This is a genomic window from Elusimicrobiota bacterium (assembly GCA_016182905.1).
Taxonomy (GTDB): domain Bacteria; phylum Elusimicrobiota; class Elusimicrobia; order UBA1565; family UBA9628; genus GWA2-66-18.
In genome coordinates this window covers 14,609-26,273 of sequence record JACPFR010000019.1, presented here as the reverse complement: position 1 = coordinate 26,273, position 11,665 = coordinate 14,609, and the positions used below count along the sequence as shown (strand labels likewise).

Below are 11,665 nucleotides of genomic sequence, written 5' to 3'. Positions count from 1 at the left end.
CGCCCGGGCAAATTAATATTATAAATCTTATACTGACCGTGCCGCGACGGTCTTTCCGCTCCGCGCGCTTAAGGCTCGAGGCCCTTCAGGCCTTCTTCGAGGACCTCGAACGCCTCGGCCAGCTGCTCGTCGGTGATCACGAGCGGGAAGAGCAGGCGCACGCAGTTGCCGTAGGAGCCCGCCGTCATGATCACGACGCCGCGCTCGTAGCAGCGCTTGACGAGGGCCTTCGCCCCGTCGGCGAAGGGCTCCTTGGCGGAGCGGTTCTTGACGAGCTCGAAGGCGAGCATCGGCCCGAGGCCGCGCACGTCGCCGACGACGGGATATTCCTCCTTCCAGGAGGACAAGGTCTCGAGCACGGACCGGCCGAGCGCCTGGACGCGGGGCAGGAACGCCGGGTCCTCCATCAGGCCGATCACGGCGAGCGCCGAGGCGACCGCCACGGGGTTGCCGCCGAACGTGCCGCCGATGCCGCCCTCGATCGGGGCGTCCATGATCTCGGCGCGTCCCGTCACCGCCGAGACCGGCATGCCGCCGCCGAGACCCTTGGCGGTCAGGATGAGATCGGGGGCGAAATCGAGCTGCTCGGACGCGAATAAGGTTCCGGTGCGGCCGAAGCCGCATTGGATCTCGTCGGCGATCAATACGATGCCGTTTTGGGCGCAGAACGAGGAAAGATTCGCCAGAAATTCCTTCGGCGCCGGTATGAATCCTCCTTCGCCGAGGACGGGTTCTATGATGACGGCCGCCGCGTTCGAGGCTTTCTCCTTCTCCACGAGGTCGGTAAATGCCTTAAAAGCCGTCTCCGCCGTGACGTCGTGATAAGGGTAGGGATAAGGAGCCCTCAAGACGTTGCCGTTAAAAGGCGCAAAGCCGGTTTTATAGGGCTTCTCTTTCGCCGTCAACGTCATCGCCATGTACGTTCTTCCGTGAAACGCATGTTCAAAGGCGATGACGGACGGTCGGCCCGTATGAGCCCGAGCGATCTTTATCGCGTTCTCCACCGCTTCCGCTCCGCTGTTCGCCAAAAAGGACTTCTTCGCGAACCTCCCCGGAGCGAGGCCGTTGAGCTTCTCGCACAGCGCGACGTACCCCTCGTACGGCGTGACGTTGAAGCTCCCGTGGATCAGCTTCCCAGCCTGGTCGCCGATCGCTTCGACGAGGGCCTCCGGCGTGTGGCCGCTATTCACCACGCCGATGCCCGCCGCGAGGTCGATCAGCACGTTGCCGTCCACGTCCGTGATCAAGGCGCCGTGCGCGTGGTCGACGAAGACGGGGGTCCCGTGGAACGGTCCCCGCGCGACGGCGGCCCTGCGCCGGGCCATGAGCGCCAGGCTCTTGGGGCCGGGGACCGCGGTCTTGAGGACGATGCTCCTGACTTTAGTACCAGCCAAGAGGAGTCTCGTCGAGGTTGATGTTGATCTGCTTGGTCTCGAGATAGGCCTCTATGCCGTAAAGCCCGAGCTCGCGGCCGTGGCCGCTTTGCTTATACCCGCCCCAGGGCATCTCGTTGAACGTCGGATGGTAGGTGTTCAGCCAGGTGATGCCGGCGCGCAGCTCCTTGAGCACGCGGATGCCCTTGTTGACGTTGAGCGTCCACACGCCGGCGGCGAGGCCGTACTCGGTGTCGTTGGCGAGCCGGATCGCCTCCGCCTCGTCCTTGAACTCGATGACGGACAGCACCGGCCCGAAGATCTCCTCGCGGGCGATGCGCATGGTCGGCTTGACCTCGTCGAAGATGGTGGGCTCGACGAAATTCCCCTTGGCGAACTCCGCGCCCTTGGGGCGGCCGCCGCCGCAGACGAGCTTGGCGCCCTCGTGGAGGCCGACCTTGATGTAGCCCTCGACCTTGTCGCGGTGGGCGGCGGAGACGAGTGGGCCCATCTTGACCCCGGCGCCGAGGCCGTGGCCGAGCTTGACGCGGTGGATCTTCTTGACCATCGCCTCCACGAACTTCTTGTGGATGGACTTCTCGACGAGCAGGCGCGAGCCGGCGGAGCAGACCTCGCCCTGGTTGGCGAAGGCGGCGAACAGCGCGCCGTCCACGGCGGAGTCGAAATCGGCGTCGGCGAACACGATGTTCGGGTTCTTGCCGCCGAGCTCGAGCGTGAGCTTCTTGAGGTTGCCGGTGGCCGCGGTCGCGATCTTGCGGCCGGTGACGGTGCCGCCGGTGAAGGCGAGCTTGTCGACGAGGGGGCTCTCGGCCAATTCCTCGCCGGCGCCCGCGCCGGGGCCGGAGACGACGTTGACGACGCCCGGGGGCAGGCCCGCCTCGACGGTCAGGCGCGCCAGGACCAGCGCGGTCAGCGGCGTCATCTCCGAGGGCTTGAGGATCACGGTGCAGCCCGCGGCGAGCGCGGGGGCGATCTTCCACGCGGACATCAGGAGGGGGTAGTTCCAGGGGATGATCTGCCCGCACACGCCGACCGGCTCCCGCACGACGATGCTCATCGAGTTCGCGGGCACCGACATCGTCTCGCCGTGGATCTTGGTCGCCAGGCCGCCGTAGAACTCGAAGCAGTTGGCCGCGTCGGCGACGTCGTACTCCGCCTCGGCGAGCGGCTTGCCCATGTTGCGGACCTCGAGCTCGGCCAGGGACTTCGCGTTGGCGCGGATCAGGTCGCCGATCTTGAACAGGAACTTGCCGCGGTCCTGCGCGGAGGTCTTGCGCCAGGGGCCCTCGTCGAAGGCCTTGCGCGCGGCCTCGATCGCGAGCTTGACGTCGGCGCGGCCGGCCTCGGGCACGACGGCGAGGAGCTCGCCGCTGGCGGGGTCGACGATGTCGCGCAGGCCGCCGTTCTTCGCCTTCACGAACTTGCCGTTGATGAGCATCTCGTACGTCTTGACGGCGGTCTTGACCGCGGTTTTCATGGGCTGTCTCCTAATCGGCGTGGTATTTTGGGCCCTGGAAGCGGGCCCGGGACCAGAAGAACCAGATGGCGAGAAGAACGACGAGCAGGCCGGACATCGCCTTGCCGGCGCCCTCGTTGGGGGGTAGGACGAACACGACGGTGATGAAGGCGATCCAGAGCAAAGCGACGACGGCGATCGCGGTGCTGAAGCGGCCGAGGTGCCACGGGCCTATCTCCCCGCCGCGACCCGTCGCGCGCGCGTACAGGCGGGCCGCGACGGGCAGGCCGTAGGAGAGGTACAGCGAGAGCACGGCGATCGAGAGCACCGCGCTGTAGGCCTTGACCGAGAGGGCGATCAGCATCGCGCAGGCGAACAGTCCCCAGATCGCGTTGACCGGCGTGTGGTACTTCTTGTGCACCTGGGCCCAGAGCGCGTGGCCCGGCAGGCCGCCGTCGCGCGAGAAGGCGAAGACCATGCGCGAGGCCGAGGTCATGGCGCCCAGGCCGCACAGCCACATCGCGCCGCAGACGAGCCACACGAGCAGGGAGCCCATCGCGGGACCGAGCCGCAGCTTCATCACCTCGATGAGCGCGTTGTCCCCGAACGCCGTCGCCTGGGCCAGGTCCGGGATCGAGAGCGTGATCGCGGCGAGCATCAGGAAGCCGAAGACGATGGAGACCGCGACCGCGATGAAGATGCCCCAAGGGGCGTTGCGCCGGGGGTCGTGCGTCTCCTCGGTCACGTGCGCCGAGGCGTCGTAGCCGGTCAAGGTCCACTGCGCCAGCAGAAGGCCGACGATGAAGCTGTAGGACGGCTTGAAGCCGTCGGTCGCGCTGAACTGGAAGAGGAAGCCGACGGGCTGCGCGAAACCCTTGAGCCCGAGCACGATCAGGATCAGGAAGACGACCGCGATGTGATACAAGGCCGAGAAATCGTTGAGCCAGGCGACGACCTTGATGCCCAGGTGATTGAGAAGGGCGTGGGAGAAGAGGAGCGCCGCGTACACCGCGACGGTCGTCGACGGCCGCGCGGTCCAGCCCAGGAGGCCGATCACGAAGTTGGCCAGCCCCCAGTCGATGCCCGCGAGGATCGCGAACTGCCCCATCGTGTTGAAGCAGGCCGTGAACCAGCCCAGCGCGCGGCCGCCGAGGAAGCTCGACCAGTGGTACAGCGCGCCGGCGGTCGGATAGGCCGAGGCTAGCTCGGCCATCGATAGGGCTACCGTCATCGTGAAGAAGGAGACGATCAGCCAGCCGGCGCTCATCTGCAGCGGGCCGCCGTGCTGGAGGCCGTAGCCGAAGAGCTGGGTCGCCCCGGTCAGGATCGAGATGACCGAGAAGCTGATGGCGAAATTGGAGAAGCCGCCCATGTCGCGCAGGAGCTCCTGCGCGTAGCCCATCTTCCGGAGGTCCTTCGCGTCCTGGTCGTGTTGGCTTGTCACTCTCGTCATTTTAGCAGATGAGAAGGCCCCGCCGGGATCTCTCCCGGCGGGGCCTGGTCCGTCCTTTTTGGACGCTTGTTAGGGGATGATGCGGGCGGTCTTGATGTAGTCGAGGCGGGGGAAGTTCGCCTTGAGATAGGCGTTGCCCTGGCTCTGGATGGCGCCCTGGTCGGGGGCCTCGCCGTACTCGAGGTTCAGCGCGCCCAGGACGGGGCTGCCGTCGACGACCTTGCCGAACGGCGTGAAGCCCTGTCCGTCGAGGAAGGCGTTGTCGCCGAAGTTGAAGAAGAACTGGGTGGTGCGGCTGTTCGGCATCCCGGTCTTGGCGAACGTCACGTAGCCGGGCTTGTTGGACTGCCCGGCGGAGGGGTCGTCCGCGATCGTCGAGGGGCGCCACTTCGCGTTGACCGCCGGGTCGCCGTGGATGCCGATCTGCGCCATGAAGCCGTTGACGATGCGGAAGAAGGCGGTGTCGTCGTAGTAGCCGATCTTGACGAGGTTGTAGAACCGGTCCGCCCCGTTGGGCGACCAGGCGCGGTTGACCTCGATGACCATATCGCCCTTCGTGGTGACGATCTTGACCTTGAACTTCTCCGGGGCCTTCTCGGTCGCCTTCTCGGGCGAGAGCAAGGCGGGGTTCGCGGCGGCGACCGGCATGGTCTGGGCCGGGGCGGCGGCGGGAGCGGAGGCCGGGGCGGAGGCCTCGGTGCCTTCGGTCTTCTTGTCGCAGGCGGCGAGGGAGAGGGCGGTCAGCAGGGAGAGTATCGGGAGCGCGAAGCGCTGGTTCTTGTCCATGGGGCCGAGTCTAACAGATTGTCCGGCGTCATTTCCAGACAAGCCCGATTTGCCGATGAAAAACAAGCGGAAAACAGACGGTTAACAGAGGGGCCGTGGGTCTTTACTTCACGCCCCGGCGCTGTTATCCTTCAGACGTGAAGGGACTCGCCCTTGACGACCGCGCGACCGTCCTCGCCTTCCGCGGCGTCCTCTTCCTCTCCATGGTCCTGATGCTGGTCCATAGCCGGCACCAGGCGCACGTCTTCGAGCCGGCCCCCTTCGTCCTCGCCGCCGCCTATCTGCTGACGAGCCTGGGATTGTGGAAAGCGTCGAAGCGCGCCCTGGGCGCCCCGTTCGCCCAGGCGGCCGCCTTCCTGTGGGACATCGGGGCCGTGGCCGGCGTCATGTACTTCAGCGAAGGCTTCGACTCCGAGTTGTACCTCATGTTCTTCCTGATCCTGTTCATGTCGGCCTTGATGACGAAGGTCTGGCACAGCTTCCTCATCGCCGCCGTCGCGTCCTTGATCTACGCCGGCCTCTGGTCCGAGGGCAAGGTCGCCGCGGACCTCCCGGCGACGAACCTCCTCCTCCGCTTCGCCTTGTTCCAGGCGACGGCCTTCTTCAGCGCGGTGACGGCCGCGCGCGCGCGCGACCGGGACGAGCGCATCCGGAAGCTGGAGATGCGCCTGGCCCTGGAGAAGCTGGCCAACGGCGGCTGGGGCATCCGCTTCGAGGACGACATCGATCCCGAGGTCGCCCGCTCGGTGAAGGCGGTGAACTCGGTGATGGACAACCTCGCGCGCGCGCTCGAGCGCGTCGTCAAGCAGAACGAGGAGCTGCGCGAGGCGGCGAGGGAGGCTCTCAACCAGCTCGCCCACGAGAAGGAGCGCCTCGAAGTCGAGGCTCCGAAGCCCCGGACCCCCGCCGAGTGAACGAACCGTCCTTCGAGCCTCCCCGGAAGGCGTTCTTCCAGCGCGCCAGCGGCGCGGCGATCCTGTCCGTGGACTGGCTCTGCTTCGGCCTCGAATGGCAGCTGGGTCCCCTGTCCACGGCGGTGATGAGCGTCGCGGCGTTCGCCGTGACCTACGCCGTCGTCTGGAAGGTCCAGACCCGCCTCGGGGGAGACGACGCGCGCCGCGCGCACGGCAAGGCCTTCCTCGGCGCGCTGGCGGCGGGCGTGCCCTTCCCGGTCACCGGCACCGTCGTCGGCGGGCTGATCCTCGCGCTGTCGGGGCTCAAGCTGCCGGGGCGCTAGAACCGGCGTTCCCAGACCAGGCTCGTCTTTTCCGCCGCCGGCCCGGACGCGCCCCACTCCGCCCGCAGGCTCAGCGGCGAGCCGCGCCGCGAGAGCTCGAGTCCGGCCAGCCGCCGCCCGCCGCCCTCGGCGGCCATCCGCCAGCGCCAGCCCGGCGCCAGGCGCACGCCGACGCGCACGTGTCCCGCGTCCCAGTCGGCGTCCACGCCCGCCGCCCACAGGTAGGCGCCGCCGAGGACGGAGGCCGAGGCCAGGAACCCCGGCTCCCAGTTCCCCGGATCGAGCGCGTAGGCGCCGGAATCCTCGCCGAAGCGCTCCAGCTGATAGCGGTCGACCAAGGTCGAGGCGAAGGCGTCGGCGACCGCGTCCTGCTCCTCGTCGCGGACGAGGTCCCGCCACTGCGCCTGGGCGGAGGGCGTGGCGGCCGACCCGGTCGGCCGCGCCTCCATCGCGCGCCGCGCGGCGCGGGCGTGGGTCTTGGCGAGCCGGGCGCGGAAGACGCCGTAGGAGTCGCGGTCCGGGGCCTTGGCCATGCGCCCGACGAGCCGGCGGGGGAGAAGGGCGGAGAACAGGTGCCCGCGCATCAGGCCGTAGACCCCGTCGGAGACGCTCTCCGCGAGCCGGTAGACGGGGCGGCCGGCCTCGGACTGAGCCGAAGCCGGGACGGCCAGGGTCGCGGCGAGGACGGCGGTGAAAGCGGCCTTCATGCCCAGAGTGTAGCCGGGGAGAGCCCCGGCCTTCACCCAAACAAACCCTAAATCGGCGGAAACTCCCGGTTAAGCGGCGACGGCGGCGGGAGCGTCGAGCCAGCGGAACTTCCAGGTCAGGTCGAAGCCGCGCTTGCGGGCCTCGTCGATGAAGGACTCGGCGGGAACGCCGAGCTCGACGGGATAGGCGCCGGGCTTGATGCGCCCGCGCCCGTCGGCGGCCATCTGCGCGACGATCGAGGCGGGCCAGCCCGTGGTGCGCATCATCGCGGTCATGCCGTTGGCCTTGTCGCCGCGGTCCACGAGGCGGTGCACGATCTCGGCGGGCCGCCCGTCCTTCACGCCGCGCACGATGTTGTTGATGACGACCATGTCCTCGTCGCCCGGGCGGTGGAAGTGGCGGCGGAAGAGCTTGGCGGCGATCTCGCGCGGGGCGACCTTGACGCCCTTGCGCACTTCCATCGGGGCATCATCGAAAAAGCCCATGGCGGCCATCGCGTTGATCACCGCGATATGGCCCGGATAGCGGATGAGCTTGTTGTCCATCGTCTTGACCTTGCCGGCGTAGGTCTCGGCCATGGTGGAGAGGCCGCCGGCCGCGTGCGCGGCCTCGCAGCGCCCGAGCGGGGCGGGCAGGTCGATGATCTCGGTCTCCGAGAGCCCGGGGAGCTTCACGAGCTTGCCGTCGCGCAGGGCCGTGGCCGGGGCGACGTACTCGTTGATGAGGCCGTGCTCCGAGAACGTCAGCATGTAGTTCATCGGCGGCACGGGCTTCTGCGGCAGGCCGCCGTCGCGAATGAGGACCTCGTCGGCGCGGTCGAGCATCGACATCGCGTGAACGGCGAGAGTCGAGATCATGCCCGGTCCCAGCCCGTTGTCGGGCAGGACGCAGACGCCCGCCTTCACGGCGAGAGGGTGCAGGGCGATCTCTTTCTTGACTATGTCGGTGTTGCCGCCGAGGTCGACGTAATGGACGCGCGCGGCGATCGCGGCCTTGGCGAGGGGAAGGTTCAGGAAATAGGGGACGCAGGACACGAGGGCGCTGTAGCCCTTGAGCGCCTTCTTGACCGCGGCCGGGTCTCCGGCGTCGAGGCGCTTGAACTTGGCGCGGCCGCCGGACACTTTCGCGAGGAAATCCTTCGCCGAGGCGAGGTTGGCCGCGGACATGTCGCACAGCGCGACCTCCGTGACCGCGGGGTTGCGGAGCATGTCGTAGGCGCAGGCGCGCCCCTGGAAGCCGGAGCCGAGGATCAGGAATCTCATGCGGCTATTTTAGCACTCGCCCGCGCCTGTCCGCATCCGGCGCGCCTAGTTCTGCGGGATCAGGCGCTCGATCGTCTTGACGAGCTCCTCGATGTGGACGGGCTTGGCGAGGTATTCGACGGCGCCCATCGCGATGACGGCGCTCTTCAGGAATTGGGCGTCGGAGGGGTAGGCCGTCATGACGACGACGGGTATCGCGCGGGTCGCCTCGTTCTCCTTGAGCGCCTTGATGACCTCGAGGCCGTTGAGGCCCGGGAGCATCATGTCGAGGAGGATAAGGTCGGGCTTGAACTTCCGGGCCTGCGCGAGGCCGTCCGCGCCGTCATAGGCGTAAACGACGTCCCACCCTTTTTTCGCCAGGGCATAAGTGATGACCTGCTGAAGGTCGACGTCGTCCTCGACGCTGAGTATGCGCGGCATGGCGACAGTGTAGCTAAATCCGAGGAATGAGTCAGCGGGATTCGGGCGGCGCGAGCGCGGCGCGGACGCCGCGGTACAGGCCGATCAGGAAGGCGATGCCCGACAGGTTCATCGCGACGGCGCCGATGAGCCAGGCGAGCTGGACGAAGCGCGCGAGCAGGAACGCGCCCGCGGCCTTCGCCGTGGGCCGGCCGGTCTCCGCGGTCGCCTCGTCCATCGCGGGCGTCAGGCCCGAGACGAGGCGGTCGAAGAGCCGCTTATTGCCGTCGGATGAATCCCGCCAGGCGTCGACGAGGCCTGTGGCGAACAGCGCGGCCTTGGAGCCGGATTTGGCGTCGCGGAACGCGGCCGCCGCGAAGGCGAACGGCGCGCGGAGCAGGCCGGCGACGGCGCCGAGGGCGACGGAGAGGATGAACTCGGCCGCCTGGACCAGGCCGGTCGGCACCCAGATCGCGGAGAGCCACACGCCGTTCCAGTAGGTCTTGCCGAGCCAATGGCGGGCGTGGCGCTTGAGGTTGGAGCGGAAGCGGGTGTCCTCGTGCCAGAAGCCGAGGACGTCGTGGAAGGCCTCCATCGAGCGCCAGACGGACTTGACCGCGCCGCGCAGGCCTTCCCAGACCCACGACGGCAGGTGCATCAGGAGGAAAGGGCTCGTGGCCGCGGCGAGGGCGAGCGTGCCCCAGCCGATCCAGCCGCCGAGGAAGCCGGCCCAGGCCGCGCCGACGGCGGCCGCGGAGCCGAGCACGCCGAAGAACGCGCCGATCTCGGCCTCGTCGAAGGTTCCGCCCTTCTCCTGGGTCTTCTTCACCCAGCGGTCGAAGCCCCAGCCGCCGAGCAAAGCGATCAGTCCGACCCAGATCGCCGAGCCGTTGAGCAGCAGGACGAGGCCGTTGTAGAACAGGGCGCGGCCCGCGAAGGACTTGGCCCACAGCGGGGCCTTGCCGAGGAAGGGCATCGCGGCCAGCGGCAGGACGAGCGCGAAGTACAGCGGGATCTGGATGAAGGACGCGCCCGCGAGGACCGGCAGGCCGAAGAAGTACGCCGGGACGAGGGCGAGGGCGACGGCGATCAGCTTGGGGACGATCGTCGCCTTCGACGGGTTCCCTGGCTCGGGGTCCGTGGGCTCGGTCGGCTTCTCCGAGGGCGAGTCGTCCTTGTCGACGCGCAGCGAGCGGCGGTCGTGGCGCTTCTCGTCGTAGGTCCCGGCGCGGCCGAAGGCGAGGATCAAGCCCGCGACGGAGAGGAGCGGGGTCGCGACCGCGGCGTAGACGAGCCAGCCCAACTGCAGCGCGCGGATGCCCAGCGAGCCGGCGGCGCTCACGAAGAACTTGGGCGAGTTGGCGAGCGGGATCAGCTTGGCCTCGAGCGGGTTGAAGCGCGCGACCTTGCCGTTCTGCACGTTGTCGAAGACGAGGCGGGCTGACTCCGCGAAGTAGACGTTCGTCTTGGAGCCGGGCCGCAGCTTCGCGGAGGCGCCCCACAGGAAATTGACGGGCGCGGCGACCAGGCCGACCGCCAGGCCGGCGACGCCGGACAGCGCGTACATCACGGCCTCGGCGAGCATGATCGGCGTCCACATCACGGCGAGCCAGACTCCATTCCACTTGGACGCGTTCCAATGCCGCTCGCTGAACTTCGACAGGCGGTCGAAGAGGACGGTGTCGCGGTGGATCGCGGTGAGCACGCGCGTCATGCCGAGGATGCCGTGCCACAGGCCTTCGACGGCGGCGGTCATGCCCTTGCCCACCCAGCCCGGCAGGTGGAACCAGAGCAAGGTCGCCAGCGGGTAGGAGACCCAGAGGACGGCGGTCGCGGTCCAGCCGAGCGGGGTGGACGCGGCGAGCGCTACGCCCGTCATCGCGGCGAGGCCGCCGAAGAAGGCGGAGAGCGTCTCGACCGAGCCGTAGGAGCCGTAGCGGCCCTCGGTCTTGCCGAGGCCGTAGCGGGTCAGGCCCCAGCCGCCTATGATCGCGAGCGCGCCGGTCCAGATCAAGGCGGGGGCGACGGCTACGCCGAGGCCGAAAGACAAGGAGAGAGCCACGCCGGCGGAGGCGACGCCGAGGGCGGAGAGCGCCAGGCCGGGCGCGGCGCGCAGGGCCTTCGGAGAGGCCTCGCTCAAGAAAGGCATGACGGCGAGTGCCACGCTCGTCGCGATCACGAGGCCGCCGACGAGGTAGGCCGACGCGGCGAGCAGGGGCAGGCCGAGGAAGACGGCGGGGGCGAGCGCGAGACCGGCGGAGAGCAGGCGCGGCCAGAACGGGCCCTTGGGCGCGCGCGGGGCGGGAGCCTTGCCCGCGGGCGGCGTCGGGATGTCGGACTCCTGGACGGACGCGGCGACGGCGGCGCGGATCGAGTCGCCCGCGGGACGCGCGAGCAGGCCCGAGTCGCCGAGGCCCACGCGCTCGCCGACGGCGGGGGCGGAGACGTCCGAGCCGCGGCGCAGGGCCGGCGCGCCCGTCAGGATGTCCTCGAGCTTTTGGCCGACGCCGCTGGCGGAGGCGGGGGAGGCGTTCGCGATCGGGCCGGCCTCCTCGAGCGCGGTCACGGTCTCCTTCGCGGCGGCGGAGACGGTCCTGGCGAGGGCGGCGGGACGCGTGACCGCGGGCGCCGCGACGGGAGCGGCCGCGGCGGTCAGGGCGGAGGGGACCGCGAGGGCCTTGGCGGCGGCCGCGGGCGCGAGGACGGCGGGAGCGGGGGCGGCGGCGGGGGCCCCGAGGCTCGCGGTGAGGCCCAGCGCGGAGGGCATTAAGGAAGGAACCGAGAACGAGGCTCCGCCGAGGGCGGAGACGGGGGACATCGCCGGGGCGGCGCTCGTCGCGGTCGCGGCGGGCGCGGTGCGGATGGACTGCGCGGCGGCGTAAGGGGCCAGCCCGGGGCAGGTGGAGACGAGGGAAAGGGAGAGGGCGGCGGCGACGGCTCGGCGAAGAGGGAGTTGGCTCATGCCCCGAT

General features: G+C 69.1%; 10 protein-coding genes. 2 read left to right on the top strand and 8 right to left on the bottom strand.

Going from position 1 to position 11,665, the window contains the following annotated elements; genetic code table 11:
- Positions 1 to 68: 68 nt before the first annotated feature.
- The 4 genes from gabT to HYV14_07415 all read right to left on the bottom strand — a co-directional run bounded on the left by gabT (position 69) and on the right by HYV14_07415 (position 4,951).
- Positions 69 to 1,325: a 4-aminobutyrate--2-oxoglutarate transaminase gene (gene gabT, locus HYV14_07430; protein ID MBI2385828.1), complete on the bottom strand. Its 1,257-nt coding sequence runs from the start codon at positions 1,323 to 1,325 to the stop codon at positions 69 to 71.
- A gap of 55 nt (positions 1,326 to 1,380) precedes the next feature.
- Positions 1,381 to 2,832 (bottom strand): aldehyde dehydrogenase family protein, encoded by a 1,452-nt coding sequence (locus tag HYV14_07425; protein ID MBI2385827.1) that lies wholly within the window; start codon positions 2,830 to 2,832, stop codon positions 1,381 to 1,383.
- Positions 2,833 to 2,881: 49 nt separating this feature from the next.
- On the bottom strand, positions 2,882 to 4,303 hold the full coding sequence (locus HYV14_07420) for an amino acid permease (protein MBI2385826.1): 1,422 nt from the start codon (positions 4,301 to 4,303) through the stop codon (positions 2,882 to 2,884).
- Positions 4,304 to 4,372: 69 nt separating this feature from the next.
- Positions 4,373 to 4,951 carry a peptidylprolyl isomerase gene (locus HYV14_07415; GenBank protein MBI2385825.1) on the bottom strand — a complete coding sequence of 193 codons (579 nt, stop codon included), beginning with the start codon at positions 4,949 to 4,951 and terminating at the stop codon, positions 4,373 to 4,375.
- A 275-nt stretch (positions 4,952 to 5,226) separates the two neighbouring features.
- Here HYV14_07415 and HYV14_07410 point away from each other — a divergent pair, with 275 nt between their 5' ends.
- Together HYV14_07410 and HYV14_07405 are read left to right on the top strand one after the other, a co-directional pair.
- Positions 5,227 to 6,003: a hypothetical protein gene (locus HYV14_07410; protein MBI2385824.1), complete on the top strand. Its 777-nt coding sequence runs from the start codon at positions 5,227 to 5,229 to the stop codon at positions 6,001 to 6,003.
- Complete coding sequence (locus HYV14_07405) at positions 6,000 to 6,326, top strand: phosphoribosylaminoimidazole carboxylase (GenBank protein ID MBI2385823.1); 327 nt, start codon at positions 6,000 to 6,002, stop codon at positions 6,324 to 6,326. The genes HYV14_07410 and HYV14_07405 overlap by 4 nt, the downstream gene beginning before the upstream one ends.
- On the opposite strand, the gene HYV14_07400 is transcribed toward HYV14_07405, so the two are convergent.
- The 4 genes from HYV14_07400 to HYV14_07385 all read right to left on the bottom strand — a co-directional run bounded on the left by HYV14_07400 (position 6,323) and on the right by HYV14_07385 (position 11,657).
- Complete coding sequence (locus tag HYV14_07400) at positions 6,323 to 7,033, bottom strand: hypothetical protein (GenBank protein MBI2385822.1); 711 nt, start codon at positions 7,031 to 7,033, stop codon at positions 6,323 to 6,325. The genes HYV14_07405 and HYV14_07400 overlap by 4 nt on opposite strands.
- A gap of 69 nt (positions 7,034 to 7,102) precedes the next feature.
- Positions 7,103 to 8,296, bottom strand: a complete 1,194-nt coding sequence (locus HYV14_07395; GenBank protein MBI2385821.1) for a saccharopine dehydrogenase NADP-binding domain-containing protein — start codon at positions 8,294 to 8,296, stop codon at positions 7,103 to 7,105.
- 45 nt (positions 8,297 to 8,341) lie between these two features.
- Positions 8,342 to 8,716 (bottom strand): response regulator, encoded by a 375-nt coding sequence (locus tag HYV14_07390; GenBank protein MBI2385820.1) that lies wholly within the window; start codon positions 8,714 to 8,716, stop codon positions 8,342 to 8,344.
- Positions 8,717 to 8,747: 31 nt separating this feature from the next.
- Positions 8,748 to 11,657, bottom strand: coding sequence for a hypothetical protein (locus tag HYV14_07385; protein MBI2385819.1), 2,910 nt, complete (start codon positions 11,655 to 11,657; stop codon positions 8,748 to 8,750).
- Positions 11,658 to 11,665 lie beyond the last annotated feature (8 nt).

Excerpts from the sequence above, each read along its gene's own strand:
- gabT (MBI2385828.1), bottom strand. The coding sequence starts at position 1,325 with ATGGCCCGGCGCAGGGCCGCCGTCGCGCGGGGACCGTTCCACGGGACC.
- HYV14_07425 (MBI2385827.1), bottom strand. The coding sequence starts at position 2,832 with ATGCTCATCAACGGCAAGTTCGTGAAGGCGAAGAACGGCGGCCTGCGC.
- HYV14_07390 (MBI2385820.1), bottom strand. The coding sequence starts at position 8,716 with ATGCCGCGCATACTCAGCGTCGAGGACGACGTCGACCTTCAGCAGGTC.
- HYV14_07385 (MBI2385819.1), bottom strand. The coding sequence starts at position 11,657 with ATGAGCCAACTCCCTCTTCGCCGAGCCGTCGCCGCCGCCCTCTCCCTT.
- HYV14_07400 (MBI2385822.1), bottom strand. The coding sequence starts at position 7,033 with ATGAAGGCCGCTTTCACCGCCGTCCTCGCCGCGACCCTGGCCGTCCCG.
- HYV14_07395 (MBI2385821.1), bottom strand. The coding sequence starts at position 8,296 with ATGAGATTCCTGATCCTCGGCTCCGGCTTCCAGGGGCGCGCCTGCGCC.
- HYV14_07415 (MBI2385825.1), bottom strand. The coding sequence starts at position 4,951 with ATGCCGGTCGCCGCCGCGAACCCCGCCTTGCTCTCGCCCGAGAAGGCG.
- HYV14_07420 (MBI2385826.1), bottom strand. The coding sequence starts at position 4,303 with ATGACGAGAGTGACAAGCCAACACGACCAGGACGCGAAGGACCTCCGG.